The following is a 25,460-nucleotide window of genomic DNA, read 5'->3' as shown; positions in this document are numbered from 1 at the left end:
GCTGTGACGACGTCACCGGGCTCGAGTCACCGGTCGATCTCCGGGCCCGAGCCGTCGGCGAGCACCTCCGCGAGGGAGCGGACCGTCCCGGATCGGCCCTCAGTACTGGTAGCGCTGCGACGCCTGTGCGGGTTGCTGTACGGAAGGGTCGGCGCTGGTGTCGTAGGGCGTGTACGCCGGCCGGTCCCATTCGTCGTCGCCGAGCATCATGTCGGGGTCGAACATGACGATCGCGCCGGCGATCAGGAGCACGATGAGCGGGCCGGCGAGCATGGCCAGGAGGAACGACATCAGGCTGGTGGCCGACTGGGAGACGGCGGACTGGCCGGTGAGGTGGACGGAGACCGCGGCCATGCCGGTGTAGTGCATACCGGTCACGGCCACGCCCATGACCAGGCTCGCGCCCATGCTCGCCCACAGCGTGTGGATGGAGACGGCCGCCCACAGCGCCGCGGTGGCGGCCCCGACGGCGATCACGACGGACAATGCCACGGTCCCCACGGCGTAGTGAAGGCCGCCGTTGGTGTGGATGGCGGCCATGCCGAGGTAGTGCATGGCCGCGACCCCGAGTCCGGTGACCGTGCCCGCGACACCCAGGTTCACCGGTGAGCCGCCCCGGTAACCGACGAGGAAGACGCCGATGGCGACGACGGCGATGGCGACCGCCAGGCTGAGCAGTGTTTTCGTCGGGTCGTAGCTGACCAGGGCGCCCTGGACGCTGAAACCGATCATGGCGATGAAGTGCATGGTCCAGATGCCGCAGCCGATCGACACTGCACCCAGCGCCAGCCAGCCGGCTCTTCGGTGCGGGCGCCGCAGCGACCGCGTCGTGCACCGCAGCCCCAGTGCCGCACCGAGGCAGGCCATCAGGTAGGCGGCCACGGGCGTCACGGCACCGTAGTGAAAGTTGGAGACGGTGGCGGTCATGCGAGTTCCCTTCACGTGCGCGAGGGCAGACGGCACCGTCGACTCACAGTGACGCACGCCCCCGCCCGGCCTCGGGCGGACATGACCACGGCGCACGGCAGTCCCGCCGGAGAAGGAGGGCAGGGCAGCCGGGCGATCAGATCAAGCCGTTTGGCCAAGTTGTGCATGATTCAATCACACCAACTGCACACCTCCTCCACATTGCTCACAATCCTTCGCCGAATCGATACTTCGCCATCCTTCGCCATCCTTCGCCGCAAAGCAGCCTGCTCGGCTTCACGGGGCACCGCGGCTCCCGTCGACGCGCCCGGCCCGAGAACCGGCAGGCGCGGCACCCGGACCACCGGCCGCGTCAATCCGGCGTCAGGAAAGGCTTCCTGCAGATCAAGGGCCCGTCAGTGGCCAGGAGTTGTCCGGCATTGCGGTCGTAGCGTCGTAGCAGCCCCCGACCGGGGCGCCCGCCCCCCCCCACGCACACGGGCTCACCCGCCCGTCCCGAGGAGACGACGAGGGCGCCCGGCGGCGGACGGCGGTCGCGGCTGTCGCCACCCGGCCGCGCGAGGGGCTGACCGCGCGCGGTCTGGAGGTCACGGGCGACGTGGTCTGCCCGGTCGTGCCGGTCCTCATCGGCGACACGCCCACCGGCCGTACGGCCTCCGGTCTCATCGCCCGCGCCGGTCTCGTCGCTCACCTCGTCGAGCAGCCGCGGTCGCCTCCGACGCGGCCCGCTTTCGTCCGCAGGCCATGACGGACCACAGCGACGACGGCGTCGACACGGCTGTCGACATCCTCGACACCTGCATCCGCGAGGCCCGACAGGCCGCTCGCTGAGGCTTACGGATTCCTGCCCCGTCGCTGCGCACCTGGCCCGGGCGGCCCGGTACCTCGCACCGGCCCCCACTCATGGCGTCCGGCGCGGTCGTCGTCCTCGAAAGAGGGCGCTGTCGGCGGGCTCAGGTCACTCGGCGGTCAGTTCCGCGAGCTGCTCGGCCGCGGTGGCGTCGCCGCGGTCGGCCAGGCGCCGCAGCTCGTCGAGGTCGTCCAGTTCGGTGGCGAGTTCGATCAGCTGGTCCGTGGCCGTGCGGTTGCCGCCGTCGGAGAGGCGTCGAAGTTCCGCGAGATCGCCCTGCTCGGCGGCGAGTTGGATGAGCTCGTCGGTCGCGTCCGCGTGGCCCGCGTCCGCGAGGCGGCGCAGCTCGGTCTTGTCGCCGAGTCCGGCGGCGAGCTCGATCAGCTCGTCGACCGCACCGGGGACGCCATGCGCTGCCCGATCCCGGAGAGAGGACAGAGGGGACTGTGCGGACTGCGCATTCGGGTCGTGCTCGGTCATCGTGGGCGACCTCTCCGTGCGGGGCTGTTCGTGGGGCTGGCCAGGTGTCCCGACGCGCGCAGTCCACTGCGGTGTGGCTCCCATGGGTCTGCCTGCCATCCGGGCAGGTGTTCGGTGAGGAGGGCCAGGGCCTCCCGGAAACGGTGCGGCATGTTCTTGGTGGCGGGCGGGATCGAGGTACGGGGTTGCCGGATACCCGGGCTCGGTCCCACCCGGTCCGTGTGGCTGGCGGCGGTGCGGGTGCGCGGGGCGGCCCCGTGACTCCCGGGTGGTTCGACCGCGCCGGTGAGGGCGCCGCGGCTCGCCGCGCGAAGCCGCATCGCCGGGCGTGGAAGCGAGTGACGTGGCCGGCGAAGAGCAGTTGGGCGTCCGGCCATCAGGAGAGCCCGGACGCCGTCAGGACCGCTCGCGCGGTCTCCCCGTCGATCCGGTGGCCGAGCTGCTCCAGGACGTCCGCGCCTTGACGGAGCGTGCCGCGTTCGACGGAGCGGCGGACGCCGGTGTCGAGTTCGTGCCAGATCAGGGGGTTGGCGGCGAGGACCCGGGGGTCGAGTTCCAGGCGCCCGCCGTGGGTGTCGTACAGGACGAGGTACGAGGAGACGCCGCCGTACTGCCGTACGGCCACCAGTGAGTCCGTACGCACGACGAGCCGACGCGTGAGGGTGCGTACCGTCAGCCGGCCGGGGCCCGCGGTCACCCGGGGCGGGAGCAGGATGACGAGGACGGTGGCGGACAAGGCCAGCCACAACAGGGCTCGCGGAAGCGTCAGGCTGCCCGCGTCCCAGTCCACCAGCAGGGAGAGGGCGCAGAACACCAGGGCGCAGATCGCCGCGAGCCGGGCGCTGCCGCGCCAGTTGCGGTCGCCGACCGGGGCCAACGGGTCCAGAGGTGTCATGTGGCTGACGCTAGGCGGCTGTGTGCGGCCGGGCGACTGTCGCTGACGGGGTTCTGATGCCGTACGGGCGGATCCTGACGGGATCCTGATGCGGGCGCCCGATTCAGCCGGTGTGGACGCGGGGACGGCGGGCGCGGTCCGGTTCCGCTTCGCGCAGGACCTCTCGGGTGACGGGGGCGACCTCGCCCTGGCCGAAGAGGAAGAAGCGCAGGAAGTTGGCGAAGGGGCCGCCCTCGGTCCATTCGAAGTAGATGTGCGGGATACAGCCGGTCGTGTCGCGGACGTGGAGGAGGAGCGCGGCGAGGGCGTTGGGGATGGAGGAGGACTCCAGGGTCAGGACGCGGTAGCGGTTGTGCAGTACCGCGCCGCGTACCGTGAGGCCGGCCTCGAACTCGGAGGGGTCGGTGACGGTCACCTCGACGAAGACGAAGTCCTCCTGTTCGGGCATGTCGTTGTCGGCGCGGATCTGCTCGATCTTGTCGCGGTACTCGGCCTTGTCGCGCTGGTCGGGCTCGTTGGCGATGAAGCGGATCTTGCGGCTGGCCATGTCCCGGATGAATCGTTCCGCCATGTCGTCCAGGGTGACGCTGGTGACGCGCAGCTCGAAGGCGCGGGCCAGCCGGGACAGCAGCGAGACCAGGATGATGCCCGCGATGAAGCAGGCGCCGATCTTGACGCCGTCGGGACGCTCGATGACGTTCGCGACGGTGACGTAGAGGAACACGGCCGAGATGACGGCGAAGCCGATCGTCCAGCCGCGCTGGCCGGCCTTGCGGGCGGCGATGGTCACGGCGATCGCCGCCGAGCTGATGAGGACCAGCACGCCGGTGGCGTAGGCGCCGCCCTGCTTGTCCACGTCCGCGTCGAAGATCCAGGTGACGAGGAAGCCGATGAGGGTGAAGACGATGACCATCGGGCGTACGGCGCGTGCCCAGTGCGGGGCCATCCCGTAGCGGGGCAGGTAGCGGGGCATGAGGTTGAGCAGGCCGGCCATCGCCGAGGCGCCGGCGAACCAGAGGATCGCGATCGTCGACGCGTCGTAGACGGTGCCGAAGGCGTTGCCCAGGTACTCGTGGGAGAGGTAGGCGAGGGCGCGGCCGTTGGCCTTGCCGCCGGACTCGAACTCCTTCTCCGGGATCAGCAGGGTGGTGATGAAGCTGGTGGTGATGAGGAAGACGCTCATGATGACCGCGGCGGCGGTCAGCAGTTTCTTGGTCTCCCGGATACGGCCCTTCGGGCTTTCCTCCGTGTCGCTGTCGTCGCCCCTGACGTGGGGCATGACCGCGACGCCGGTCTCGAAGCCGGACAGGCCGAGCGCGAGCTTGGGGAAGACGATCAGTGCCACGCCGATCATGACGAAGACGTTGCCGTGTTCGGCGGTGAGGGCGGTGGACCAGTCGGTGATGACATGGCCCTCGGTGACGACGTGCCACAGGCCGACGGCGACCACCACGACGTTCAGAGCGAGGTAGACGGCGACCAGGGTCACCGCGACGCCGATGGCCTCCAGGAAGCCCTTGAGGAAGACCGCGCCGAGCAGGGCTACCAGGATCAGGGTGATCAGCACCTGCTTGTCGTGCAGCGCGCTGGTCAGGTGCGGGTTCTCGACCAGGTGGGTGGAGGCGTCGGCGGCCGAGAGGGTGATGGTGATCAGGAAGTCGGTGGCGGCGAAGCCCAGCAGGGTCAGGACGAACAGCTTGCCCTGCCAGAACGACAGCAGCCGTTCCAGCATCGCGATGGAGCCTTCGCCGTGCGGGCTCTCCTCGGCGACGCGGCGGTAGACGGGCAGGGCGCCGGCGAGGGTGACGATGACGAGGACGATGGTCGCGACGGGGGAGAGCAGGCCGGCCGCGAGGGCGGCGATGCCGGGCTGGTAGCCGAGGGTGGAGAAGTAGTCGACGCCGGTCAGGCACATCACCCGCCACCACCGCTGGCCCTTGTGCGGGGGCTCGGGCTTGGCGTGCGGGCCCGTGAGGCCACCGCTCCTGCCCATGTCGGTCAGGCCCTGCAGCATCCAGGCACGTAGACGCTGCTGTGGGCGTGCGGTGGTGGCCATCGGTGTGCTCCTGGTGCGTGGTCCGGCTCGGGGTTCGGGCCATCACGCGGACGGCGGCACCAGCGTATGCAGAGAGTGACGTGAGTGCCGAGGGACGGATCACAGACCGGCGTCAAGCTTGCGTTAAGACCGGCAGTGGGGACGCCGGTGGCACATCGGGGAGTGGTTGTTTCGGCGGACCGGGTGAGGACTGGGCCGTTTGAGGGAGGGCGGGCCTGCGGCCGGGCGACCCAGGTTCGGCGAGGCCGTCCGCCGGTGCACCGGACGGTCCTCCGCGCACGTCGTTCCAGCGCCCCATGGCAGCGACGCCGGTGAGCGGAGGAGTCTGCCGACGACAAGAAGCCGTCCGAGTCGCACGCCCGTCAAGGTTCCGTCAAGGTCGGCCGGTTGGGCGCGAAGAACGCGCAAGGAACCGTCGGAGGCGGCGGGAACGGCAGGAAGCTGGACGCATTCGCGCACAGCTCAGCGCTCGTGCGTGGCCGAGGGAAGAAGGAGCCCGCATCCATGTCCGTCCTGGCCACCGAGCCGACCCGGCCGCCGAGGAGCCGCCCGACACCCCGGACTCCGGTGAACGTCATCGGCTGACAGCCGTCACCGGTCTCGCCGCCCTGTCGCTGGACGCGATGGCGTCGGTGGCGTACGGCCCCGAGGCCATCGTCCTCGTGCTGGCCGCCGCCGGTGCGCACGGGCTCGGCTTCACCATGCCGGTCACGCTCGCCATCGCGGGCCTGCTGGCGGTGCTGGTCGCCTCCTACCGCCAGGCCATCGCGGCCTTTCCGGACGGTGGCGGCTCCTACGCGCGCACGCCGTGCGCCGGGAGACGGACGCGGTGATCTGCCGGCTGCGCTTCCGGTTGCCGTGAGCCGGGTCGCCCGATGCCCTGGGCGTCCCCACGCGAAGCCGTGAGCCGGGAAACAGGGTCTGAACCGGGTGACACTTTGGATTCTCTTGGGGTGGCCGAGGCGCGTGGAGTCCGGCCACCGGGCAAGGCGCGAGGAGTGACACGCGTGGGAATCATCGTCCTGATCTGGGTCGCCGCCGTCGCGGCGGCCGTGGCCTCGTCCTGGGTTTCGCCCTACTGGTTGTTCGGCGCCCTCCCGCTCGCGCTGCTGGGCCTGCTGGGTGCCTGGGACCTGCTGCAGCGCCGGCACTCGGTGCTGCGCAACTATCCCGTCCTGGGGCACGCCCGCTTCCTTCTGGAGCGGATACGTCCAGAACTTCAGCAGTACTTCATCGAGCGGAACTACGACGGGCGTCCCTTCGACCGGGACGTGCGCAGCATCGTCTACGAGCGCGCGAAGGGCACCGACGCGGAGGAGCCGTTCGGCACCGAACGGGACGTGTACCAGCCCGGCCACGAGTTCCTCGTCCCCTCCATGGCGCCCCGCGCGGTGCCGGAGACGCTACCGCGGGTGCGGGTCGGCGGTCCCGACTGCGCCCGCCCCTACGACATGGCGCTGCTGAACGTGTCGGCGATGAGCTTCGGCTCGCTGTCGGCCAACGCGATCCTGGCGCTGAACGGGGGTGCCGCGGCCGGAGGCTTCGCCCACGACACCGGTGAGGGCGGCCTGTCGGAGTACCACCTGCGTCCGGGGGGTGACCTGGTGTGGGAGATCGGCACGGGGTACTTCGGCTGCCGCACCGAGAAGGGCGACTTCGACGGGGCCGAGTTCGCGGACAAGGCAGCGCACGATCACGTCAAGTGCGTGTCCCTGAAACTCTCGCAGGGAGCCAAGCCCGGTATCGGAGGTGTCCTGCCGGGCCCCAAGGTCAACGCCGAGATCGCCCGGGTCCGGGACGTGCCGCAGGGGCGGACGGTCGTCTCCCCGCCGTACCACCGGGTGTTCTCCACCCCGCGTGAACTGGTCCGCTTCATCGCCCGGATACGGGAGCTGTCCGGCGGGAAGCCCGCCGGCTTCAAGCTCTGTGTGGGGTCGCGTCGGCAGTTCCTCGCCGTGTGCAAGGCCATGCTGGAGGAGGGAACGGCCCCTGACTTCATCGTGGTGGACGGAGCCGAGGGCGGGACCGGCGCGGCGCCGCTGGAGTTCGCGGACCATATGGGCACCCCGCTCACCGAGGGGTTGCTCACGGTGCACAACGCACTCGTCGGTGCGGGCCTGCGCGATCGGGTCAGAATCGGTGCGAGCGGCAAGATCGCCACCGGTACCGACCTGGTCAAACGCATGGTGCAGGGCGCCGACTACGGCAACGCCGCACGGGCGATGATGTTCGCCGTCGGCTGCATCCAGGCCCAGCGCTGCCAGACCAACACCTGTCCCACGGGCGTCACGACCCAGGACCCCCGCCGGGCCCGCGCCCTCGACGTCCGGGACAAGACGCCGCGCGTCCAGCGCTTCCAGGAGGCGACCGTGGCCGGCGCGCTGCAGATCATGGCGTCCATGGGCGTCACCGACCCCGCGGAACTGCGACCGCACATGCTCCACCGGCGCATCGACCCCTGCACCGAACGTTCCTACGAGGAGTTGTACGAGTGGCTCGCACCGGGGCAGCTGCTCGCCGAGCCCCCCGCCTCGTGGGCGGCCGACTGGCAGGCCGCCGACCCCGACCGCTTCACTGTGTGACCTGGAGGATTCAAGTGGCCCGAACCGTTGCCCGCCTCATCGTGGACGCGTTGAGCGAACTCGGCGTCCGCCAAGTCTTCGGCGTCGTGGGAGACGCGCTCAATCCCGTCACGGACGCCATCCGCACCACCGAGGGCCTCGAATGGGTGGGCTGCCGGCACGAGGAGGCGGCGGCGTTCGCCGCGAGCGCCCAGTCCCAGCTCACCGGAACCCTCGGCGTGTGCATGGGTACCGTCGGACCCGGTTCCATCCACCTCCTCAACGGGCTGTACGACGCGGCGAAGAGCCACGCCCCGGTGCTGGCGATCGCCGGTCAGGTGCCGCTCGCCGAACTGGGCAGCGACTACTTCCAGGAGGTCGACAACGACGCGCTCTTCAGTGACGTGGCCGTCTTCCGGGCGACCGTCACCTCTCCCGAGCAGCTCCCGCGGATGCTGGAGACGGCCGTGCGGACCGCACTGGGCCGCAAGGGCGTCGCCGTCCTCACCGTGCCGGGGGACCTGGGTGAACAGAAACTGACCGCCGACCGGCCGACCCGGTTCTCCCTGAACGCTCCGGTGAGCCGCCCGGACGACTCCGCCGTCCGGCGCGCCGCGGAACTCCTCGGCCACTCCGAACGCGTCACCCTGCTCGTCGGGGAAGGCGCCCGGGCCGCTCGCGAGGACGTCCTCACCCTCGCCGACCGGCTGGCCGCGCCGATGGTGCTCACCCTGAAGGCCAAGGCGGGCTTCGAGGGCCCCGGCAATCCCTTCCAGGTCGGCCAGACGGGACTGATCGGCAACCCCGCCGCCGCGGCGGCACTCCAGGACGCGGACACGCTCCTGCTGCTCGGTACCGACTTCCCCTACCGGGACTGGTATCCCGAGGGCCGGAAGGTCATCCAGGTGGACACCGAGCCCACCCACATCGGCCGCCGGGTACCGGTCGACATCGGGCTCGTGGGCGACACCGGCGCCACGGTACGAGACCTTCTGGGCCACCTCGGCGCCGGAACCGAGGGGGCACGCGACCGCTCACACCTCGAGAAGGCGCGTGAACGCTACGACCGGTGGCGCGGCGGTCAGGCGCGGCTCGCCGATCCCGCGCACGACAGGGGGATCGTGGGCCGCGTCCGCTCCGCGCTGGACAACCGCTCGCACGACATCCGCCCCGAGGCGCTGGCCGCCGTCGTGGACCGGGTCGCGGCCGACGACGCCGTCTTCACCTCCGACACGGGCATGGCCACGGTGTGGCTCTCGCGCTTCGTCGAGATGCGCGGTGAGCGACGCCTCCTCGGTTCCTACAACCTCGGCTCGATGGCCAACGCGATGCCCATGGCACTGGGTGCCCAGTGCCTCGACCGGGACCGCCAGGTGGTGGCCTTCTGCGGCGACGGCGGGCTGAGCATGCTGCTCGGCGATCTGCTGACCCTCAAGACGCACCGCCTCCCCGTCAAGCTCGTCGTCTTCGACAACCGGCGACTGGGCATGGTGAAACTCGAACAGGAGCAGGCCGGGCTGCCGGAGTTCGGCACCGTGCTCGACAATCCCGACTTCGCCGCCGTCGCGGAGGCCATGGGCATCACCGGCATTCGCGTGACGGACCCCGCCGACCTCGAGGACAGCGTGCGCCGGGCGTTCCGTGCCGAGGGCCCGGTCCTCCTCGACGTCCTCACCAACCCTGACGAGATCGCCGTTCCCGCCAAGCCGACGGTCGAGCAGGGCTGGGGTTTCGCGGTGGCCAGGATGAAGGAGGTCGTCCGGAGCCAGGGAGAGCCGAGCGAGAACTGAGAAATTCGAAAATTCGAGGAATGCGACTCGGAGACCGGGGTATGCGCGCTCGTGTCGGTCGAAGGACCGGCCGAGACGAGACCGATCGACCGGGAAGGGCGCATCATGACGACGACCACCGTGCAGACCGCCGAGCAGAGGGTGGACGTTCCTGAGATCGCGGACCCTTCCAAGGTCGCGCCGAAGGACGCGCGGGAGTTGTCGAAGGTGTTCTTCGACCGGCTGACCGTGGTGGAGGAGGGCACGCCCGAGTTCCAGTACGCGCGCAACACGCTGATCGAGATGAACATGTCCCTCGTCCGCTACGCGGCCGGCCGGTTCCGCAGCCGCGGTCCGGAGGAGATGGAGGACATCGTCCAGGTCGGCATGATCGGCCTGATCAAGGCGATCGACCGCTTCGAACTGTCCCGTGAGGTGGAGTTCGCCTCCTTCGCCGTCCCGTACATCGTCGGCGAGATCAAGCGGTTCTTCCGCGACACCTCCTGGGCTGTTCACGTGCCCCGGCGTCTGCAGGAAGCCCGTGTCCAACTGGCGCGCGCCAACGAGGAACTGAACACCCGGCTGGGCCGCACACCGACGATCAGCGAGCTGTCCGAGCTGATGAGCCTTCCGGAGGAGGAGGTCGTCGAGGCCCAACTGGCCTCCAACGGGTACCGGTCGGCCTCCCTGGACGCCGCGATCAGCGGCAGCGAGGACGGCGAGGCCGCGCTGGCGGACTTCATCGGCGACGAGGACGCGGCGCTCGGACTGGTCGAGGACTTCCACGCCCTCGCCCCGATGATCGCCGAGCTGGACGATCGTGACCGGCAGATCATCCACTGGCGCTTCGTCGACGAACTCACCCAGGCCCAGATCGGCGAACGCCTCGGCGTCTCCCAGATGCACGTCTCGCGGCTGATCACGCGCCTCCTGGCCCGTCTGCGCGAAGGCATGCTCAGCACCCACTGACGGTTGGTGCCCCAGCGGGATCCTGCCCGGTCGGGCGGGATCCCGCGGTCATTCCTCCTCATGCACGGGTTCCGCCAGCTCCGCGTTGAACTGGGCGCCGACCAGAAGTGCCAGGTTGGACAGCCACAGCCAGACCAGGAAGACCACGATGCCGGCCAGCGAGCCGTACAGACGGTCGTAGGTGCTGACATGCGAGGTGTAGAGGGCGAAGCCGAGTGAGACGGCCAGCAGGAGTACCACCGCCAAGGTGCCGCCGGGTGCCATCCGGCCGACCGGACGCGCGCGAGCTGGGCCCGAGCGGTACAGGACGAGCACCAGGGCCACGGCGACCACGGCTATGACCGACCACCGCAGTGTGTCCCAGGCCGACTGCGGTCCGGCACCCAGGTTCAACGCACTCCCCAGACGCCGGGCCAGACTGCCGGTGAGCAGCAAAGCGAGGGTCGACGTGAGCAGCAGGGTCACCAGGACCAGGGCCGTGACGACGATCCGCGGCGCGGTACGCCAGACCGGCCGGTCCGCGTCGATGCGATGCATGGCGTACATCGCCCGGCGGAAGACGCTCAGATAGCTCCATCCCGACCACAGGGCTCCCGTCCCACCGACGAAGATCAACGTCCATGCCGTTGACGACTGTCCGGCCATCTCCCGCAGGGTGCTGCGCAGCAGTGCGCGGGACTCGGCGGGGACGGCCTGCGTCATACGGTCGATGACCTCGGGCCTCGCCGTGGGCATCGTCAGACCGAGGATCGAGAGGATCACCAGCAGCAACGGGAACACGGCCAGTACCGCGTAATAGGTCAGCGCTGCGGCCCAGTCCGTGACGTCGTCGTTCCAGACAGACACCGGCGTACGGCGCAGTGCCGCCCACCATCGAGCCGTATGACCTTGTGCGTCGTCCATGGCGCGGATGCTCCCACCCCCCGTCCTCGGGTCACCTCGTCCAGCCTTCCCGGAATCACGCCAGGGCCCTTGTGCGGCTCGGTGGAGAGGCGCGGTCAGCGCTCGGAGGCGCTCTCCACTTTTCCTCTCACAGGCAGGTCGCGGCAACTCGCGGGTGCCCCGGCGTTCCCTTCACAAACAGGGCCTCATCGGTGTATAGCCGCGTAATCGCAGGGAACACGACGATGTAGGAGGTCGATAAACATGGTTCCCCTGCTGATTGTTCTGCTTCTCGCCCTGCTCCTCTTCGGTGCCGGATTCGCCGTCCAGATCCTCTGGTGGGTCGCCGTCGCCGTCCTGGTGCTGTGGCTTCTCGGCTTCGTCATGCGCTCCAGCAGCGCCGGTGGCGGCCGAGGCCGCTGGTACCGATGGTGACCTGATCCGCGCGAGCGCCTTCGTCCCGGGGCCCGGCCGACATGTCGGCCGGGCCCCGGGCGTATGCCGGACGTGGCGGTGATCGCGCTCGGAGGAGGCCATGCCGTGCACAGGAGTCACCAACGACGGCAGGGGTAGTCGTGTCGCAGTCGGGGGCGGGACGGGCACGCACGATGGAACCCGTGCGACCTCCTGCCGTGTACCCGTCCCCGGCCTCACCGCCGTCCGCGCGCCCAGCCGGGCGCGGTAGCGAGGGTCAGGAGAGACAAGACCCCGCACCTGAGCTCAGAGGAAGCGCCGGATCGGGGTGACCGCGACCTCCTTGGCGCGTTGCAGCATCGTTCGCCGTCGCCATCGAGTGACGTCGATGTCCACACTGTTCTTGAGGTCAGCCTCGTAGTCCCGTTCGAGCGAGGCGGTGAACTCCTCGTCCAGTACGGCGAGCATCACCTCTTCGTCGTGGTCCATGGACCGACGGTTGAAATTGGTGGATCCGATGAGAGAGGCGACCGAGTCCACGGTGATGATCTTGGCATGCATCATGCTCGGCTGGTACTGACGGATGTGCACACCGGCCCGCAGCAGACGCGTGTAGTGGTGTTGACCGGCGAGCTGACAGGCGCGCTGGTCGGTGTGAGGTCCGGGCAACAGGATCTCGACACGGACGCCGCGACGAGCGGTCTCGCACAGCAGGTCGATGAAGTAGGGGTCCGGAGCGAAGTAGGCGGTGGCCAGCCGGAAGCTCTCCTCGGCGGAGCTGAGCATGACCCGGATGAGGGTCTGCATGTCCTGCCAGCCGATGCTCGCGGAGCCGCGAACGACCTGTACGACCGACGAGCCGGCCTGCGGGTGTTCCGTGAAGCGGTCACGTTCGTCGAAGAGTTCGTCGTGGCACTCGGCCCAGTTCTGCGCGAACGCTGCCGCGATGCCGTCGACGGCCGGACCGCGTACCTGGACATGGGTGTCCCGCCACTCGGCGGGGTTGCGCGCGTTGCCGCACCATTCCTCCGCGATGCCGACGCCACCGGTGAAGGCGGTGTGCTCGTCGACGATGAGGGCCTTGCGGTGGCAGCGGTGGTTCTGCTTGAACGGCGACAGCCACGCGGGTTTGCGGAACCAGGCGACCTCCACTCCCGCGGTGGCCATGAGGTCCAGCAAACGCCGCTCGATCTTCTTGGCGCCGAAGCCGTCGAGCAGCAGCCGCACACGCACCCCCTCGCGGGCGCGGTCGGCCAGAGCGACGGCGAAGTCGTGGGCGATCTGACCCCGCCAGTACACGAACGTCATCAGGTCGACGGTGTGCTCGGCCGAACGGATCGACCCGAGCATCGCGGGGAAGATCTCGTCACCGTTGCGCAGGGGCACCAGCTCATTGCCCTCGGTGGCGGCCGCGCCGATCAGTCGCTCCAGGCGACGGCGAAGGCGCCGCTTGCGCGCTGCCGCGTCGGGGGTGGTGTCGCGGGCAGGGGGTGCGGGTATGCCGCCGAGTGTCACGCCGAATCTCCTACCGGACCATGAATGCGGAACGTCATGGGCTGCTGCGCGAGCCCGAACAACCACATTCCCGGTCGGCGCCGCGGTACGCCAGCCGTCTGTCCGGACCGGACGGCGTCATCGTCGGCGGATGGGAGCGCTGGGGTTACAGCTTGCGGAAGTCCCAGGAGACGGTCTTCGACGGTGTCAGGCGGATCCACGCATGCCGACCGTCGTGCGGCATTGCCTCCAGCCCGAAGTTCTTGCGGGCGAACGCCGGTTCCAGCGCGTCGAGTTCGGTGCACGGTTCGCCGGTGCGGGGGATGTCGCCCACGAACTCCACGGTGCCCGACAGTTCGACCCCGCGCAGCTCGCCGTACCCCTCGCCGGAGTCGACGACGATCGCGACGCGCGGGTCCTGGCGAAGATCGGCCCATCGCTTGCTTCGCACGAGGGAGTAGAGCCACAACGAGGTGCCGTCCCAAACGAACCAGAGGGCACTGACATGCGGAGCGCCATCGCTCGAGACGGTGGCGACCCGGCACATGCGCTGGCTGCCGAGGAACTCGTCCAGCTCCTCCGGCGTCATCATGATGCGCCGGCTCCTGCGCTGAGTCGCAGCCATGCGGGGCCTCTCTTCTCTTGCGTCAGGGTGCCGGAAAGGAGGGTGTATCTGACGCGGCGTCAGAAGCATGGGTCATTTTCCGTGAGCCCGCAATGCCTGAGGGACCCCCTCCGGATCGTCGAGGACGCGCACGGGTGTCGTCCGGAGCGTGCACAGCAAGGAGCCCCGGCTGGACGGGGGGAGACCAGCCGGGGCGGTGTGGTGGTGGCGTGCGGAGGGCGGTCGCCTCGCGGCGAAAGGCTCCATGGGGCTTCAGCCGAACGATCTTCCCCATGGGCTATGGGTGAGGCCCGGGGACACTGTCCCCTCCGCAGCCACATACAGATGAACGGTCAACCACGCTTGGATGTTCCGCTGTTGGCACCGCGTGGCATGTGAGCCGGCACACCTACGACACCGGGCGCGCGGTCAGCCTACGTAGTCGGTGACGAGGGCGGCGAATTCGTCCGGGGTGGCCAGTCGGATGCCGAGGGTTTCTGCCTTCGCGCGTTTGGATCCGGCACCGTCACCGGCGACGACCAGGCTGGTCTTCTTCGAGACACTGGAGGAGGAGCGGCCCCCGGCCCGTTCGATGAGTTCGTTCATCTGGTTGCGGCTGAGCTTCTCCAGCACGCCGGTCATCGCTCCGGTCACCACGACCGACATCCCGGTCAGCGGCCCACCCGTCGGCTCAGCGCCCTCCGCGATGCCATCGGCACCGTCGACCGTGGGCGCGGGTGGGACGGCGCCGGGCTCGGTCATGTTCACCCCGGCCGCGGCGAGCTTGTCGATGAGCGGCGCGAGTTCTTCGAGTTCGGTGACGATGGAGGGGGCCTTCTCGGTGCCGATGCCCTCGACCTGCCGCATCGCGTCGGCGTCCGCGGTGCGGATGTTGTCCATGGTGGCGAAGTGCCGGGCGATACGGCGGGACATGGAGCGCCCGGTGCCCCGTACCCCGAGCGCGCACAGCACCCGCGACAGCGGCTGCTCCTTCGCCGCACGGATCGCGGTGAGGAGGTTGTCCGTACTCGTCTCACCCATCCGCTCCAGGCCCAGCAACTGCTCCCGGGTGAGCGCGAACAGGTCGGCGAGATCCTTCACCAGACCGGCGTCGACGAGCTGGACGACGCGCGTGTGGCCGAGGCCTTCGATGTCGAGCTGGTCGCGGCCGGCGGCGTAGGACAGGGCGGCCACGAGATGGCAGTTGCGGCCGTTCTCGCACCGCCAGCGCTGCTCGCTGGTGTCGATGCCGGCCCCGCAGCGCGGGCACACCTCGGGGAAGACGATCGGCTGTTCCTCTCCGGTGCGCAGGTGGGCGACAGGGGCTTCGACGCGGGGGATGACGTCGCCGGCGCGGTGGACCATCACCTGGTCGCCCAGACGCAGGTCACGGCGGGTGATGTCGCCGGGGTTGTGGAGCGTGGCATAGGTGATGGTGGCGCCGTCGATCTCGACCGGCTCCAGCACGCCGCGCGGCGCGATGATCCCGGTGCGGCCCACGTTCCACTCCACCGCCAGCAGACGGGTGATCTTCTCCACGGCGGGCAGTTTGTAGGCGATCGCCCACCGCGGGGCCCGCGACCCCGATCCGGCGGTCCGCTGGTCGGCGGCGAGGTCGGCCTTGATGACGATCCCGTCGATTCCGAACGGCAACTCCGGCCGCAGCGCGGCGATCTCCTTGACGCGGGTCAGCACCTGCTCGACGGTGTCGGCGGTGATGCCGGGCACAGCCGTGGTCGCGGTGGTGTTCACTCCGAGCTCGCCGGCCAGGGTCATGAGGTCGCTGTGCGCGAGCTCGCCCAGACGTTCGGCCAACGCCGTCCCGGTTGCGGGCAGCGGGAGCAGTCCGTACCCGAAGAACGTCATCGGCGCGGTGTACGCGCGGTCCTTGGCGCGCAGGGTGCCGGCCGAAGCACCGCGCGGGTTCGCGAACGGCGGCCCGCCGTGCGTCGTCCGTGCGGTGTTCGCGTACTCGAACTGGGCGGTGGTCATGAGGATCTCGCCGCGCACTTCCACCGTCACCGGTTCGGCGAGCTCGGCGGGCAGGCCCTCGACGGTGCCGATGGCGTGCGAGACGTCCTCCCCGGCCGTACCGTCGCCGCGCGTGATCAGCCGGGTGAGGCGGCCTTCGGTGTAACGGGCGGCGATCGCGAGACCGTCGAGCTTCGGCTCGACACTGAAGCGGGTGACGTCGTGTCCGACACGCCGGGCCAGCGACGTCGTCCAGGCGGTGAACTCCTCGGGGGAGAACACGTTGTCCAGGCTCAGCATCGCGACCGTGTGCGGGACATCCCCGTCGACCGCGCCGCCCGCGACCTTCCCGGTCGGCGATTCGGGCAGCACCTGCTCGGGATGACCGGCCTCCCACGCCGCGATGCCGCGCACCAGCCGGTCGTAGGCGTCGTCGTCGAGCACGGAGGTGCCGCCCGTGTAGTAGGCGGCCGACGCCTTTGTCGCGTCCTCGACCGCCTGCGCGTAGGCGACGGCATCCACGATCACTGCAGCTGGTGATGTCATACCCGTCATCCTGCCTGCCACCACTGACAACGCCCCGAGCCAACCGAGCACGAGGTCGCCCGCGTGGACGCTGTCTCCTTCCCCTGTGGCTGTCCGGCGGGCGGTCGGCTCAGCATTTCGGGCTCGCGGTACACGTCCGCGGCCGGAACGTCGGGCCGCTCGGCGCAGCCCCGGAGCGTGTGTTTCCGCCCGCTGCGGGTTCATGAAGTTGTCAATTGGCAATGTTGGACGGTATGAGTGCCACGGACCCACCACTGCCCGATGTCGACCCGGTCGAGGAGGCTCTCGGCCCGCGTCTGCAGGAGCTGCGCAGGCGCGGGGGACTGACCCTGGCCGACCTGTCCGGGCTGACCGGGATCTCCGTCAGCGTGCTCTCCCGCCTGGAGTCGGGCGAGCGCCTTCCCACGCTGAGGCACCTGCTGTCCCTCGCCCGCGCCCACCGGATCGGCCTCGACGACCTGGTCGGCTCGGGCGACGGAGAGCCGACGGTGCGGCTGCCCGTCAGCACACGCCGGGGGATGACCCTCGTGTGCCTGACCGATGACACCGGTGGTCTGCAGGCGTACCGGATCCTCGTCCCCGTTGCGGAACCCGGCGACGACATGGCCCTGGAGCACCGGCGTGGGCACGACAGGGCGGCGGAGGTGCCCCGCCTGCATGTCACCGAGGGCCGGAACTGGTTGTGTGTGCTCTCCGGACGCCTACGGCTCGTGTTCGACGGGCGCGAACTGCTTCTGACCGCAGGTGAGTTGGCCGAATACGACGTGCGGGCACCGCACTGGTACGGCGCGGCGGGCCCCGATCCCGCGGAGGTCCTCGCCGTCTTCGGCGTTCAGGGCGAAGGCTTGCGGTTACGATTCCGCGCCGCGCCGTCCGGGCGTGAATAGTCCAGGTCACGTGAGGTCGGCTTCGGTCGATCAACGCCCCGGCCACCCGGCCGCGCTGACCCGTCGTGCGAGGGATGCGCGTTTTCTCCGGTGAACAGGTGTGAGGGGCAGCCGGGATCATCAGACTGCCCCTCGCGGTGTTTCACAGCGTGGCGAGTCACCGGCTCCGAGAACGTCAGTGACTGTTCCTGTCGGTGCGGCCGGCAGACTCAGCGGGATCCGCTGCTGGTCACGCCTTGCCGAGCAGGCGCCAGATCTGGTTCTTCTTGGTGGTCAGGGCGCTCGCCGCGTCGCAGGTCCACTGGTGGACGAGTGCGCCGGCCGCAGTGGAGATCTCACTGACGTCGACACACTTGCCGCTGTTGACGGCGACGAGCTGGTAGTCGTGGCTGTGCCGAGCGCGGTCACCGCGCGGAGGGTGAACCGCTGGTTGGTGCCGCCGTGGCAGGTCCACTGCTGGACGGCGGCCCCGTTGGCGGTGGAGTAGGCGGAGATGCCGAGGCACTTGCCACTGGAGTGGTTGACGACGGTGAAGGTGTCCGTGGCGCCGCTGACGGGGTGGAAGTCGAAGACCTGTTCCTGGCCGCTTCCGCAGGTGTTCTGCCGGTACTGGGTGCCGTCGGTGGTGGAACGGGAGGGGTCTTCGAGGCAGAGCGCACTGTGCTGGGCGACGGCCGTGGACGAGAGGCCCGACGAGGCGCCGATGTGCGGGTTCCGGGGCGCGAAGGAGACCTCGTCGAGGTGGGGCGCGGAGCTGGAGCGCATGGGCTGTCCGATGTCGGCGCCGCCGCCCGAGTAGACCAGGCCGATGGTGGTGCCGTCGTGGTTGTAGAGCTGGGAGGCGGTGAACTTCACCGTGTTGGCGCCCGCGGTGAGGGTGACGGGGACGGTGTAGTCGGCGAACTGGTTCCAGTGCAGGGTGTTGGCGAAGTTGACGCGGGTGGCGTCGCCGCCGTTGACGCTGACGTCGGCGTGCTCGACCAGGATGTCGGGGTTGCCGCGGCTGACGGTCATCTTCTCGCCGTTGGCGTAGCGCATGGTCATGACGTAGGTGCCGGCCGAGGGCGCGTTGACATTGAGGGTGAGGGAGTTGGCGGTTCCGTCGCCGATGCCCGTGACGACGCCGCCGTCGGCCTGGCTGTAGGTGGTGTCGGCGGCCGCGGTGCCGGTGAGGGTGCCGTTCTCGGCCTGGTAGGTGACGACGTTGCCGGTGGTGACGGCGCTGGCGGCGCTGAACGGCGTGACGGCCAGGTCGTCCAGGGTCAGGTGCCGCTGGTACCGGTCACCTTGACCTTGTTGATGCCGGAGGCCAGGTAGACCCGGTTGGCGGAGGTGGACCAGGCGTTGGTCGTCGCGCCGGAGAGGGTCTGGTCCTTGACGGTCCTGCCGTTGACGGTGAGGTCGGCCTGGCCGGTGTTGCGGAAGCGGGATGTCAGGTCCGCGTATCCGTCCCGGGCGGAGCAGACCCAGAACGTCGCGGACTTGCCGGAGGTCAGGTTCACCGCGCCCGCGCCGGACTGGCCCTGGGAGGTGTAGGTGGCGGTGCCGCTGTCGGAGAGGGAGGCCTGCCCGGCCTCGTAGAGCGTGGTGCCCTGGACGGCGGAGTTCTTGTACTGGAGGTCGATCTTGCCGATGATGGCGTCGCCGACGGTCGCCGCGCTGTTGTCGCCGGTGGTGGCCAGCGTGATGGTGTGGCTGCCCGAGGTGAGGTGCACGGTGGTGTCGCTGTGGCCCCACACCACCCACTGGAAGCCCACCGGCATGTCGACCCTGGTGTCCCTTCAGGGATGCGGCTTGTTGTTGCTGCGCCGGCCCCCGTGCCGGACGTGTGGGTGGGTTGTCGCTCGCGGGTCAGGCGTCGGTGGTGACGGTCGCGTCCGTCGCGGTGTCCGCGCGGTGAAGGTGGTCGCGGGCGAGCAGCAGATAGCCGCTGGCCGTCCAGGTGTAGGCGCGGTCGCGCAGTCCCTCGCCGGTCAGGGCGTCGAAGTTCTCGGCGAAGCCTGAGTTTTCGCACAGGGTGCGGAAGCGGGCGCTGATCTCGTCCGCGAGACGTTCGTGCCCGGCCCGGCGCAGGCCGTCCTCGACGAGGACGGTGGCGGGGGCCCAGATCGGGCCGCGCCAGTAGCCGTCGGGCTCGTAGTGCGGGGAGCCGGGGTGTTCGGTCGCCAGGCCGAACGCGGTGAGGTGGGCCTCGACGCGTTCGGCCAGCCGGTCGCGGACCTTGGCGGGCAGGCGGTCGCCGAGCACGATCGGTATCAGATCAAGCAGGCTTGCGCTCTCGGTGAGGGCCCCGCCGTCGGCCGGGCGGCTCAGGAACCGTGTGCCGTCCCACAGTTCGTCCAGCAGGGCCACCTGGATGCTGTCGGCGGTCTCGGTACGGTGCCGGGCGTCGTCCGGGAAGCCCAGTTCGCCGGCCAGCCGGGCCAGTTCGTCGAGCTGGAGGATCAGCAAAGCGGCGAGGTCGGCGGTGACGGCGAGGCGTCCGGGGTCGAAGGTGGTGGCGTTGTCCCAGCCGCTGTCGTTGCCGTGCTGGTAGTGGGGCAGGGCGGCGCCGGGTGCGCGTCGCGCGGTGAGCCAGAAGTCCGTCCAGCGGGTCAGCCTGTCGTACGCCTCGGACAGTTGCGCCGGAGTGAGCGGCTCGGGGAGCCGTCGGCGCAGGTGGCCGAAGGCCCAGCCGTGGATGGGCGGTTTGACGAAGTTGTGGAGGACCTCGGAGTGGGTGACGGAGTCGGGCAGCGCGCCGCTCTCGTCCTGGTGGTCGAAGGGGAGGGAGAACTGGTCCCAGGCCAGGTCAGGGCAACCGGGGGCCAGGGCAAGAGCGTTGAAGCAGTGGTCCCAGCTCCACACCTTGTCCATCCAGTGCTTGGACATCAGTACGGCGGGCCGGGTGACCAGACCCGCCGGGCGCACGGTCGCCGACCACACCACGTAGGCGGCGAGTTCGGCGGCCGGGGTGGCGGCCGAGCGCCATGGGGCGACCGCGTCGACGAATCCGGCGAACGACCGCCGCGCGGCCTCCATGACCTCGCCGAAGGACGACGCCGAGCGGTAGGGAACCCGCGCGCTGTCGAGTTCCTCGATCGCGATCTCCCACGATCCGTCGGCCTCGGCGGTGACCGTGAGACCGCGGTCACCGGCGCCGAGAGCCTGGGCGCCGGTCACATCGGCGACCGTGCCGGACAGCACGGTGACGCGGTAGCGGCGCCCGGTCTCGTAGGAGGTGAACACCTGCGCGCCGTCCACCGGGTCGCGGTAGAAGTAGGTCCCGCTGAACGGGGTCAGGGCGTGAGCCGCCGCGCTGATGCCGAACCCGAGACCGGTGCCGTGCACGCGTACGGTGTCCGGCGACTCGTAGGCGAGGTCGATACGTCGTCCCTCCGCGCCGGTCCAGCTGAGCAGGCCAGGTGTCGCCTCGACGCGGGTGTCGGCGCGGTCGCCCGTCGCCGCGTCGAGGGGGACGAGGCGCAGGACGGCGTGCATGCCGTTCTGGTGCGAGACGAGGTGGAGGTCCTCGGCGCGTGTCTTCTCCGCCAGTACGGGAGAGATGCCGAACCAGGAGCCGTGCGCGCTGAAGGGTATGTCGTGGACGGAGAAGGGCGGGCCGGTCGGGGCGGCGGTCATGAAGCGGCACTCGTTTCTTGAGCGGAGGGGACGGCGTTCCACCGGGTGGGGCGGCGGATCTCGCACGGCGGCTCCTGGAGAGCCCGGCCGCGTGCGGACGGTCCGGTGTCAGTCCTTGACGGCACCGGCGGTCACACCGGCGGCGACATAACGCTGGGCCAGGACGAGGATCACCGCGGCCGGCAGTGAGGCCACGACGGCGGTGGCCATGATGGCGTTCCACTGCTGGTTGTTGTTGCCGATGTAGTGGTAGATGCCCAGGGTGATCGGCTCGTGGGCGCCGCCGTTGACCAGCGTGCCGGCGAAGACGAAGTCGGACCAGGACCACAGGAACGCGAACAGGGACACCGTGACGATCGAGTTGCGGCTCATCGGCAGGACGATCGACCAGAAGGTGCGCAGCGGCCCGGCGCCGTCCGTCCTGGCGGCCTGGAGGAGTTCGCCGGGGATGCCGGACATGAACGCGGTGAAGATGAGCACCGCGAAGGGGACGGCCAGGGTGGAGTCGGCGACGATCAGCCCGGGGACGGACTGGAGCAGGCCGAGGCTGAGGTAGATGGCGTAGAAACCCATCGCCATGATGATGCCGGGGATCATCTGGGCGGCCAGGAGCACGAAGTTGAGGACTCCGCCGCCGCGCGGACGCAGTTTGGCCAGCGCGTAGCCGGCGGGTGCGGCCAGTGCCACGGTCAGGGCCACGGTGCCCAGGCCGATGAGGAGGCTGGTGCCGAGGTAGGGCAACTGCTGGTCGACGACGGCCCGGTAGCCCTCCAGGGTGGCGTGGGCGGGGAACAGGGCCGGGGGAGTCCTGCGCATGTCCCGGTCGCGGGTGAAGGACACGTTGAGCATCCAGTAGACCGGGAAGAGCATGACCGCGGTCAGCAACAGGCCGATGGCCGTCTTCCCCCAGGTACGGCTGCGCCGGTTCAGGGCTGTCCGCGCACTCGTCATGACAGTGCCTGCTTTCGCTGGACCTTCAGGTAGATCAGGCCGAAGACCAGGGCGGCGACGACGAGCAGGTTGCCGACGGCCGCTCCGGGGCCGAAGGCGGGCAGCAGGTTGCCGAAGCCGAGTTGGTAGGACCAGGTGGCGAAGGTGGTGGAGGAGTCGGCCGGGCCGCCCTTGGTCATGATCCAGATGATGTCGAAGACCTTCAGGGTGTAGACGAGGCCCAGCAGCAGGGTGATGGCGGACACCGGGCGCAGCAGCGGGAAGGTGATGCGCCAGAAGCGCTGCCACGCGTTGGCGCCGTCGAGCGCCGCCGCCTCGTACAGGCTGCCGGGGATGGACTGCAGACCGCTGTAGAGGACGACCAGGTTGAAGGGGACGCCGATCCAGATGTTCGCGATGATCACCGAGGCCAGCGCCCAGGACGGCGAGGTCAGCCAGTTCACCGGGCCGATTCCGACGGCGTGCAGGGTGGCGTTGACGATGCCGGAGTCGCTGTTGAGCATCCACGACCAGGTGGAGGCCGACACGATGAGCGGCAGCAGCCAGGGCACCAGGAACAGGGCGCGCAGGGTGGCGGAGAGCCGGAAGTGCTGGTTGAAGAAGACGGCGAGGGCCAGGCCGATCGCGTACTGGAGGACCAGGCACACGGCGGTGAACACCACGGTGTGCAGCAGGGCGGGGGCGAAGGCCGGGTCGTCGAAGACGGTCCGGTAGTTGGCCAGGCCCGTGAACGGCGCGTCGCCCCGCACGAAGGAGCGGACCGTGTAGTCGCGCAGGCTCAGGTCGATGTTGCGGTAGAGGGGATAGGCGTAGAAGAGGACGAGGTAGAGGGTGACCGGGGCGAGGAAGGCCCAGGCGGCCCACTGCTGCGAGGCCGGACGGCGCCGGGCCGTGGTGCTGGCCGGAGGCGGGGCGGCGGTCGGCGCCCCGCTTCGGTCGAGCACCGGCCGGGGGTCCGGCGACTGTGTCATGTGCTTCATCGGCTGGCCGGAGTCCTGGCTACTTGACGGCGGACTGTGCCGAATCGAGCGCGTCCTTCGGCGACGCCGACCCGCTGAGGGCGGTCTGGACCGCCTTCCACAACTGCTCCGAGATCTTCGGGTACTTGGTGCCCAGGTCGTCGCTGGTGCGTCCCTTGGCGGCCTTGACCGCGTCGACCCAGGGCTTGAGCTTCGGGTTGGCGGTCACCTGCTTGTCCTGGACCTCGGTGGTGGGGGCCACGTAGGACAGCGTCGTGTCGGTGTCGAGCAGGTTCTGGCTGTTGGTCAGGCAGGAAACGAGCTTCTGCGAGGTGGCGTAGCGGCCGGTGTCGCCCTGCACCGGGATCGTGACGAACTCACCGCCTGTCGGGGCCGCGGCGTCGCCTCCTGTGGCGCCCGGGACAGGGATGACCCCGTATTCGAAGCCGGCCTTGTCCGCGTTGGCGAGCTGCCAGGTGCCGTTCTCGCTGAACGCGTAGTCGCCGCCGGCGAACTCCTGCCAGCTGGTCGTCTGGGTGTTGTTGATCACCGAGTTGGGGGCGTAGCCCTTGTCCAGCCAGTTCTTCCACAGCGACAGCGCGGAGACGGCCTCGGTGGAGTCGAGCGCGGTCAGCTGGGCGCCGGAGCCCCAGAACCAGGGCAGGAACTGGAAGCTGCCCTCCTCCGTGCCGATCGCGGAGAACGTGATGCCCTTCTTGCCCGCCGCCTTGACCTTCGCCAGCGCCGCGGTCAGCGACTTCCAGTCCTTGACCGAGGAGATGTCCACCCCGGCCGTCTTCAGCACCGCCTTGTTGTAGTACAGGGCAAGGGTGTTCGCGCCGATCGGTGTGCCGTACGTCTTCCCGCCCGACTGGCCGGCCGCGAGGAGGTTGGGACTGGCCTGCGAGGTGTCCAGCTTGTTGTCCTCGGTCGTGGTCAGCACGCCCGCCTCCGCCAGCGTCGACACGACCGGGTTGTCGACGATGAGGACGTCCGCGGAGTTGTCCTGCTGCGCCGCCAGCAGCACCTTGTTCGTCAGGTCACTGGTGTCGAACGAGGTCCGCTTGATCTTCACCCCGGCCTCGGGGCCGCAGCCGTCCAGCAGCTTCGCCCACGCCGAGCTCTTGTCGAACTGCGGGTACGGGTCCCAGATCGTGTACGTGCCGCCGTCCGCGGCCTTGGTGGAGGTGCCACCGGAGCCGGAGGAGCAGGCGGTGGCGCCGACGGTGACGGCGGCGACGGTCAGGGCTGCGGCGGTGAGACGCCGTCTGGCGGATCGGTTCATGGCGTGTTCCTCATGGCTCTTGGCACGGGTGTGCCCTGGGATCGGCACAGGTGTGCCGTGGGAGGGGTGATCTGGACTGCTGGGATCGCCGAGGCGGATCAGTGACCTGCTGGGCGGCCCGGTCAGGGGTGCGGAGGGCGGAGGGAGGTGTGCGGGGCCGATGTCAGGGGTGAGTGGGGGTGCCGAAGTCCGGAGCCCGGTCGGCGGGCCGGATGCCGGCGGGTGCGGTGCTCGCCCGCAACGAGATCGGCGGCGCCAGCAGGTGGTACCGGGCCGGTGTGCCGGGGTGGTCGAGCCGCTGGACGAGCAGGTCGACGGCGAGGCGGCCCATCTGTTCCGCGGGCACGTCCGCCGCGGTGAGCTGCGGGGTCACCGTCTCCGCCCACCTGCCGGCCACCACTCCGGTGACGGAGAAGTCGCGTGGCACATGGCGGCCGGCCTGGGCCAGCCCCCGGTAGAGGCCGCCGAGCGCGGCCTCGTTCAGTGTGACCAGCGCCGTGGTCGCGGGGTCGTCGTGCAGAATCCGCTCCAGACAGGCCAGGCCCGAGGCGGCGTCGTCCCCGCAGCAGTACGTCCGGACGATGAGGCCCCGTTCCGCCGCGGCCTTGGTGAACCCGTCCAGCCCGCGCTGGGCCGACTCGTACCCGGCCCGCAGCAGTTGCTCGGGCCGGTTGACGAAGGCGACCCGGTGGTGCCCCAGATCGGCGAGGTGGTGCACGCAGGCCGCCGCCAGCGCCGTGTGGTCCAGGCCCACCCACCAGGTGCCCTCGGGGTGTGCGGTGCGGCCGATGGCGACGGAGGGGAAATCCAGCGCGGCGAGATGGTCGAGCCGGTCGTCCCGCAGCCGGATCTCCATCAGGATCGCGCCGTCGACCCGCCGCTCGCCCAGCAGCCGCTGGAACGAGCGGTCGCTGTCCACACCGCTCGGGGAGAGCAGCACGTCGTAGTCGTGGGCCGCGGCGGCCTCCGTGACGCTGCCGATGAAGTCCAGCTGCATGCCGGTGTAGTGGTTCCCCGCCGGCGGGAAGACCAGACCGATGGTGCTGGTCCGGCCGTTGGCCAGGGCCCGCGCACTCGCGTTGGGCTGGTAGCCCAGCTCGTCGATGACCCGCTGGATCTTCCGGCGGGTGTCCTCGGACACGGGGCGTTTCCCACTCAGGGCATAGGACACGGTGCTCCGCGAGACACCGGCCCGCTGGGCGATCTCACCGATGTTCACGGGACTCCTTGCCGAGACGGTTCGAACCGGTTCGATGATTCCGGGAAACGGAATCGGCCAGGTGCCGATCGTCGAACCGGTTCGCGTGAAGTGAAGGTAGGAGTAACCCGGACGGGTGTC

General features: G+C 69.9%; 20 protein-coding genes and 2 pseudogenes. 6 read left to right on the top strand and 16 right to left on the bottom strand.

The window, feature by feature from the left end; genetic code table 11:
• Positions 1-99: 99 nt before the first annotated feature.
• The 4 genes from ACW4TU_RS01540 to ACW4TU_RS01525 form a co-directional block, all read right to left on the bottom strand.
• Positions 100-927, bottom strand: coding sequence for an MHYT domain-containing protein (locus tag ACW4TU_RS01540; protein ID WP_457423797.1), 828 nt, complete (start codon positions 925-927; stop codon positions 100-102).
• Positions 928-1,885: 958 nt separating this feature from the next.
• The gene (locus ACW4TU_RS01535) at positions 1,886-2,257 is read right to left on the bottom strand and encodes a hypothetical protein (protein WP_457423795.1); all 372 of its coding nucleotides are present in this window, start codon (positions 2,255-2,257) and stop codon (positions 1,886-1,888) included.
• Between the two features lie 376 nt (positions 2,258-2,633).
• Positions 2,634-3,152, bottom strand: coding sequence for a hypothetical protein (locus ACW4TU_RS01530; RefSeq protein ID WP_457423793.1), 519 nt, complete (start codon positions 3,150-3,152; stop codon positions 2,634-2,636).
• A gap of 103 nt (positions 3,153-3,255) precedes the next feature.
• Entirely contained in the window at positions 3,256-5,208 is a 1,953-nt protein-coding gene (locus tag ACW4TU_RS01525; protein WP_457423791.1) for an APC family permease, read from the bottom strand.
• A 500-nt stretch (positions 5,209-5,708) separates the two neighbouring features.
• Here ACW4TU_RS01525 and ACW4TU_RS01520 point away from each other — a divergent pair.
• The 4 genes and pseudogenes from ACW4TU_RS01520 to ACW4TU_RS01505 all read left to right on the top strand — a co-directional run.
• A pseudogene (locus ACW4TU_RS01520) lies at positions 5,709-6,032 on the top strand (amino acid permease); the annotation flags it as partial.
• A 189-nt stretch (positions 6,033-6,221) separates the two neighbouring features.
• On the top strand, positions 6,222-7,790 hold the full coding sequence (locus tag ACW4TU_RS01515) for an FMN-binding glutamate synthase family protein (protein ID WP_457430650.1): 1,569 nt from the start codon (positions 6,222-6,224) through the stop codon (positions 7,788-7,790).
• Positions 7,791-7,804: 14 nt separating this feature from the next.
• Positions 7,805-9,559, top strand: a complete 1,755-nt coding sequence (locus ACW4TU_RS01510) for a thiamine pyrophosphate-dependent enzyme (protein WP_457423789.1) — start codon at positions 7,805-7,807, stop codon at positions 9,557-9,559.
• A 105-nt stretch (positions 9,560-9,664) separates the two neighbouring features.
• Positions 9,665-10,507, top strand: a complete 843-nt coding sequence (locus tag ACW4TU_RS01505; protein ID WP_457423787.1) for an RNA polymerase sigma factor SigF — start codon at positions 9,665-9,667, stop codon at positions 10,505-10,507.
• Positions 10,508-10,555: 48 nt separating this feature from the next.
• Here the strand turns inward: ACW4TU_RS01505 and ACW4TU_RS01500 are convergent, their stop codons facing one another.
• Positions 10,556-11,410 carry a YihY/virulence factor BrkB family protein gene (locus ACW4TU_RS01500; RefSeq protein WP_457423785.1) on the bottom strand — a complete coding sequence of 285 codons (855 nt, stop codon included), beginning with the start codon at positions 11,408-11,410 and terminating at the stop codon, positions 10,556-10,558.
• Positions 11,411-11,653: 243 nt separating this feature from the next.
• Here ACW4TU_RS01500 and ACW4TU_RS01495 point away from each other — a divergent pair, with 243 nt between their 5' ends.
• Complete coding sequence (locus ACW4TU_RS01495) at positions 11,654-11,824, top strand: hydrophobic protein (protein ID WP_457423783.1); 171 nt, start codon at positions 11,654-11,656, stop codon at positions 11,822-11,824.
• Positions 11,825-12,109: 285 nt separating this feature from the next.
• Here the strand turns inward: ACW4TU_RS01495 and ACW4TU_RS01490 are convergent, their stop codons facing one another.
• The 3 genes from ACW4TU_RS01490 to ligA all read right to left on the bottom strand — a co-directional run bounded on the left by ACW4TU_RS01490 (position 12,110) and on the right by ligA (position 16,418).
• A complete protein-coding gene (locus tag ACW4TU_RS01490) occupies positions 12,110-13,318 on the bottom strand; it encodes a phospholipase D-like domain-containing protein (RefSeq protein ID WP_457423781.1) in 1,209 nt (402 codons plus the stop codon).
• A 145-nt stretch (positions 13,319-13,463) separates the two neighbouring features.
• Positions 13,464-13,922, bottom strand: coding sequence for a pyridoxamine 5'-phosphate oxidase family protein (locus ACW4TU_RS01485; protein ID WP_457423779.1), 459 nt, complete (start codon positions 13,920-13,922; stop codon positions 13,464-13,466).
• 408 nt (positions 13,923-14,330) lie between these two features.
• On the bottom strand, positions 14,331-16,418 hold the full coding sequence (ligA, locus tag ACW4TU_RS01480; protein WP_457423777.1) for an NAD-dependent DNA ligase LigA: 2,088 nt from the start codon (positions 16,416-16,418) through the stop codon (positions 14,331-14,333).
• Between the two features lie 233 nt (positions 16,419-16,651).
• On the opposite strand from ligA, the gene ACW4TU_RS01475 reads away from it, so the two are divergent.
• A complete protein-coding gene (locus tag ACW4TU_RS01475) occupies positions 16,652-17,305 on the top strand; it encodes a helix-turn-helix domain-containing protein (RefSeq protein WP_457423775.1) in 654 nt (217 codons plus the stop codon).
• A 229-nt stretch (positions 17,306-17,534) separates the two neighbouring features.
• Here ACW4TU_RS01475 and ACW4TU_RS01470 read toward each other — a convergent pair whose 3' ends face one another.
• The 8 genes and pseudogenes from ACW4TU_RS01470 to ACW4TU_RS01435 all read right to left on the bottom strand — a co-directional run bounded on the left by ACW4TU_RS01470 (position 17,535) and on the right by ACW4TU_RS01435 (position 25,340).
• Positions 17,535-17,759, bottom strand: coding sequence for an RICIN domain-containing protein (locus ACW4TU_RS01470; RefSeq protein ID WP_457423773.1), 225 nt, complete (start codon positions 17,757-17,759; stop codon positions 17,535-17,537).
• Between the two features lie 11 nt (positions 17,760-17,770).
• Positions 17,771-18,556, bottom strand: a pseudogene (locus tag ACW4TU_RS01465) (RICIN domain-containing protein); the annotation flags it as partial.
• Positions 18,557-18,567: 11 nt separating this feature from the next.
• A complete protein-coding gene (locus tag ACW4TU_RS01460) occupies positions 18,568-19,068 on the bottom strand; it encodes a carbohydrate-binding protein (RefSeq protein ID WP_457430756.1) in 501 nt (166 codons plus the stop codon).
• Between the two features lie 88 nt (positions 19,069-19,156).
• Positions 19,157-20,926, bottom strand: coding sequence for an amylo-alpha-1,6-glucosidase (locus tag ACW4TU_RS01455; RefSeq protein ID WP_457423771.1), 1,770 nt, complete (start codon positions 20,924-20,926; stop codon positions 19,157-19,159).
• A gap of 108 nt (positions 20,927-21,034) precedes the next feature.
• On the bottom strand, positions 21,035-21,877 hold the full coding sequence (locus ACW4TU_RS01450) for a carbohydrate ABC transporter permease (protein ID WP_457423769.1): 843 nt from the start codon (positions 21,875-21,877) through the stop codon (positions 21,035-21,037).
• On the bottom strand, positions 21,874-22,857 hold the full coding sequence (locus ACW4TU_RS01445; RefSeq protein WP_457423767.1) for a carbohydrate ABC transporter permease: 984 nt from the start codon (positions 22,855-22,857) through the stop codon (positions 21,874-21,876). The genes ACW4TU_RS01450 and ACW4TU_RS01445 overlap by 4 nt, the downstream gene beginning before the upstream one ends.
• 19 nt (positions 22,858-22,876) lie before the next feature.
• Positions 22,877-24,121: a sugar ABC transporter substrate-binding protein gene (locus ACW4TU_RS01440; protein ID WP_457423765.1), complete on the bottom strand. Its 1,245-nt coding sequence runs from the start codon at positions 24,119-24,121 to the stop codon at positions 22,877-22,879.
• 163 nt (positions 24,122-24,284) lie between these two features.
• Complete coding sequence (locus tag ACW4TU_RS01435; protein ID WP_457423763.1) at positions 24,285-25,340, bottom strand: LacI family DNA-binding transcriptional regulator; 1,056 nt, start codon at positions 25,338-25,340, stop codon at positions 24,285-24,287.
• Positions 25,341-25,460: the final 120 nt, after the last annotated feature.

This window comes from Streptomyces kryoterrae, from assembly GCF_054072135.1.
Note: the sequence above shows the minus strand (reverse complement) of the source record. Positions and strands in the feature narration are given on the sequence as shown.

What these genes read in the sequence shown, in the direction of transcription:
- ACW4TU_RS01540 (WP_457423797.1), bottom strand. Translation starts at nt 927, where the DNA reads ATGACCGCCACCGTCTCCAACTTTCACTACGGTGCCGTGACGCCCGTG.
- ACW4TU_RS01535 (WP_457423795.1), bottom strand. Translation starts at nt 2,257, where the DNA reads ATGACCGAGCACGACCCGAATGCGCAGTCCGCACAGTCCCCTCTGTCC.
- ACW4TU_RS01530 (WP_457423793.1), bottom strand. Translation starts at nt 3,152, where the DNA reads ATGACACCTCTGGACCCGTTGGCCCCGGTCGGCGACCGCAACTGGCGC.
- ACW4TU_RS01525 (WP_457423791.1), bottom strand. Translation starts at nt 5,208, where the DNA reads ATGGCCACCACCGCACGCCCACAGCAGCGTCTACGTGCCTGGATGCTG.
- ACW4TU_RS01505 (WP_457423787.1), top strand. Translation starts at nt 9,665, where the DNA reads ATGACGACGACCACCGTGCAGACCGCCGAGCAGAGGGTGGACGTTCCT.
- ACW4TU_RS01500 (WP_457423785.1), bottom strand. Translation starts at nt 11,410, where the DNA reads ATGGACGACGCACAAGGTCATACGGCTCGATGGTGGGCGGCACTGCGC.
- ACW4TU_RS01495 (WP_457423783.1), top strand. Translation starts at nt 11,654, where the DNA reads ATGGTTCCCCTGCTGATTGTTCTGCTTCTCGCCCTGCTCCTCTTCGGT.
- ACW4TU_RS01485 (WP_457423779.1), bottom strand. Translation starts at nt 13,922, where the DNA reads ATGGCTGCGACTCAGCGCAGGAGCCGGCGCATCATGATGACGCCGGAG.
- ligA (WP_457423777.1), bottom strand. Translation starts at nt 16,418, where the DNA reads ATGACATCACCAGCTGCAGTGATCGTGGATGCCGTCGCCTACGCGCAG.
- ACW4TU_RS01475 (WP_457423775.1), top strand. Translation starts at nt 16,652, where the DNA reads ATGAGTGCCACGGACCCACCACTGCCCGATGTCGACCCGGTCGAGGAG.
- ACW4TU_RS01460 (WP_457430756.1), bottom strand. Translation starts at nt 19,068, where the DNA reads ATGCCGGTGGGCTTCCAGTGGGTGGTGTGGGGCCACAGCGACACCACC.
- ACW4TU_RS01455 (WP_457423771.1), bottom strand. Translation starts at nt 20,926, where the DNA reads ATGACCGCCGCCCCGACCGGCCCGCCCTTCTCCGTCCACGACATACCC.
- ACW4TU_RS01450 (WP_457423769.1), bottom strand. Translation starts at nt 21,877, where the DNA reads ATGACGAGTGCGCGGACAGCCCTGAACCGGCGCAGCCGTACCTGGGGG.
- ACW4TU_RS01445 (WP_457423767.1), bottom strand. Translation starts at nt 22,857, where the DNA reads ATGAAGCACATGACACAGTCGCCGGACCCCCGGCCGGTGCTCGACCGA.
- ACW4TU_RS01440 (WP_457423765.1), bottom strand. Translation starts at nt 24,121, where the DNA reads ATGAACCGATCCGCCAGACGGCGTCTCACCGCCGCAGCCCTGACCGTC.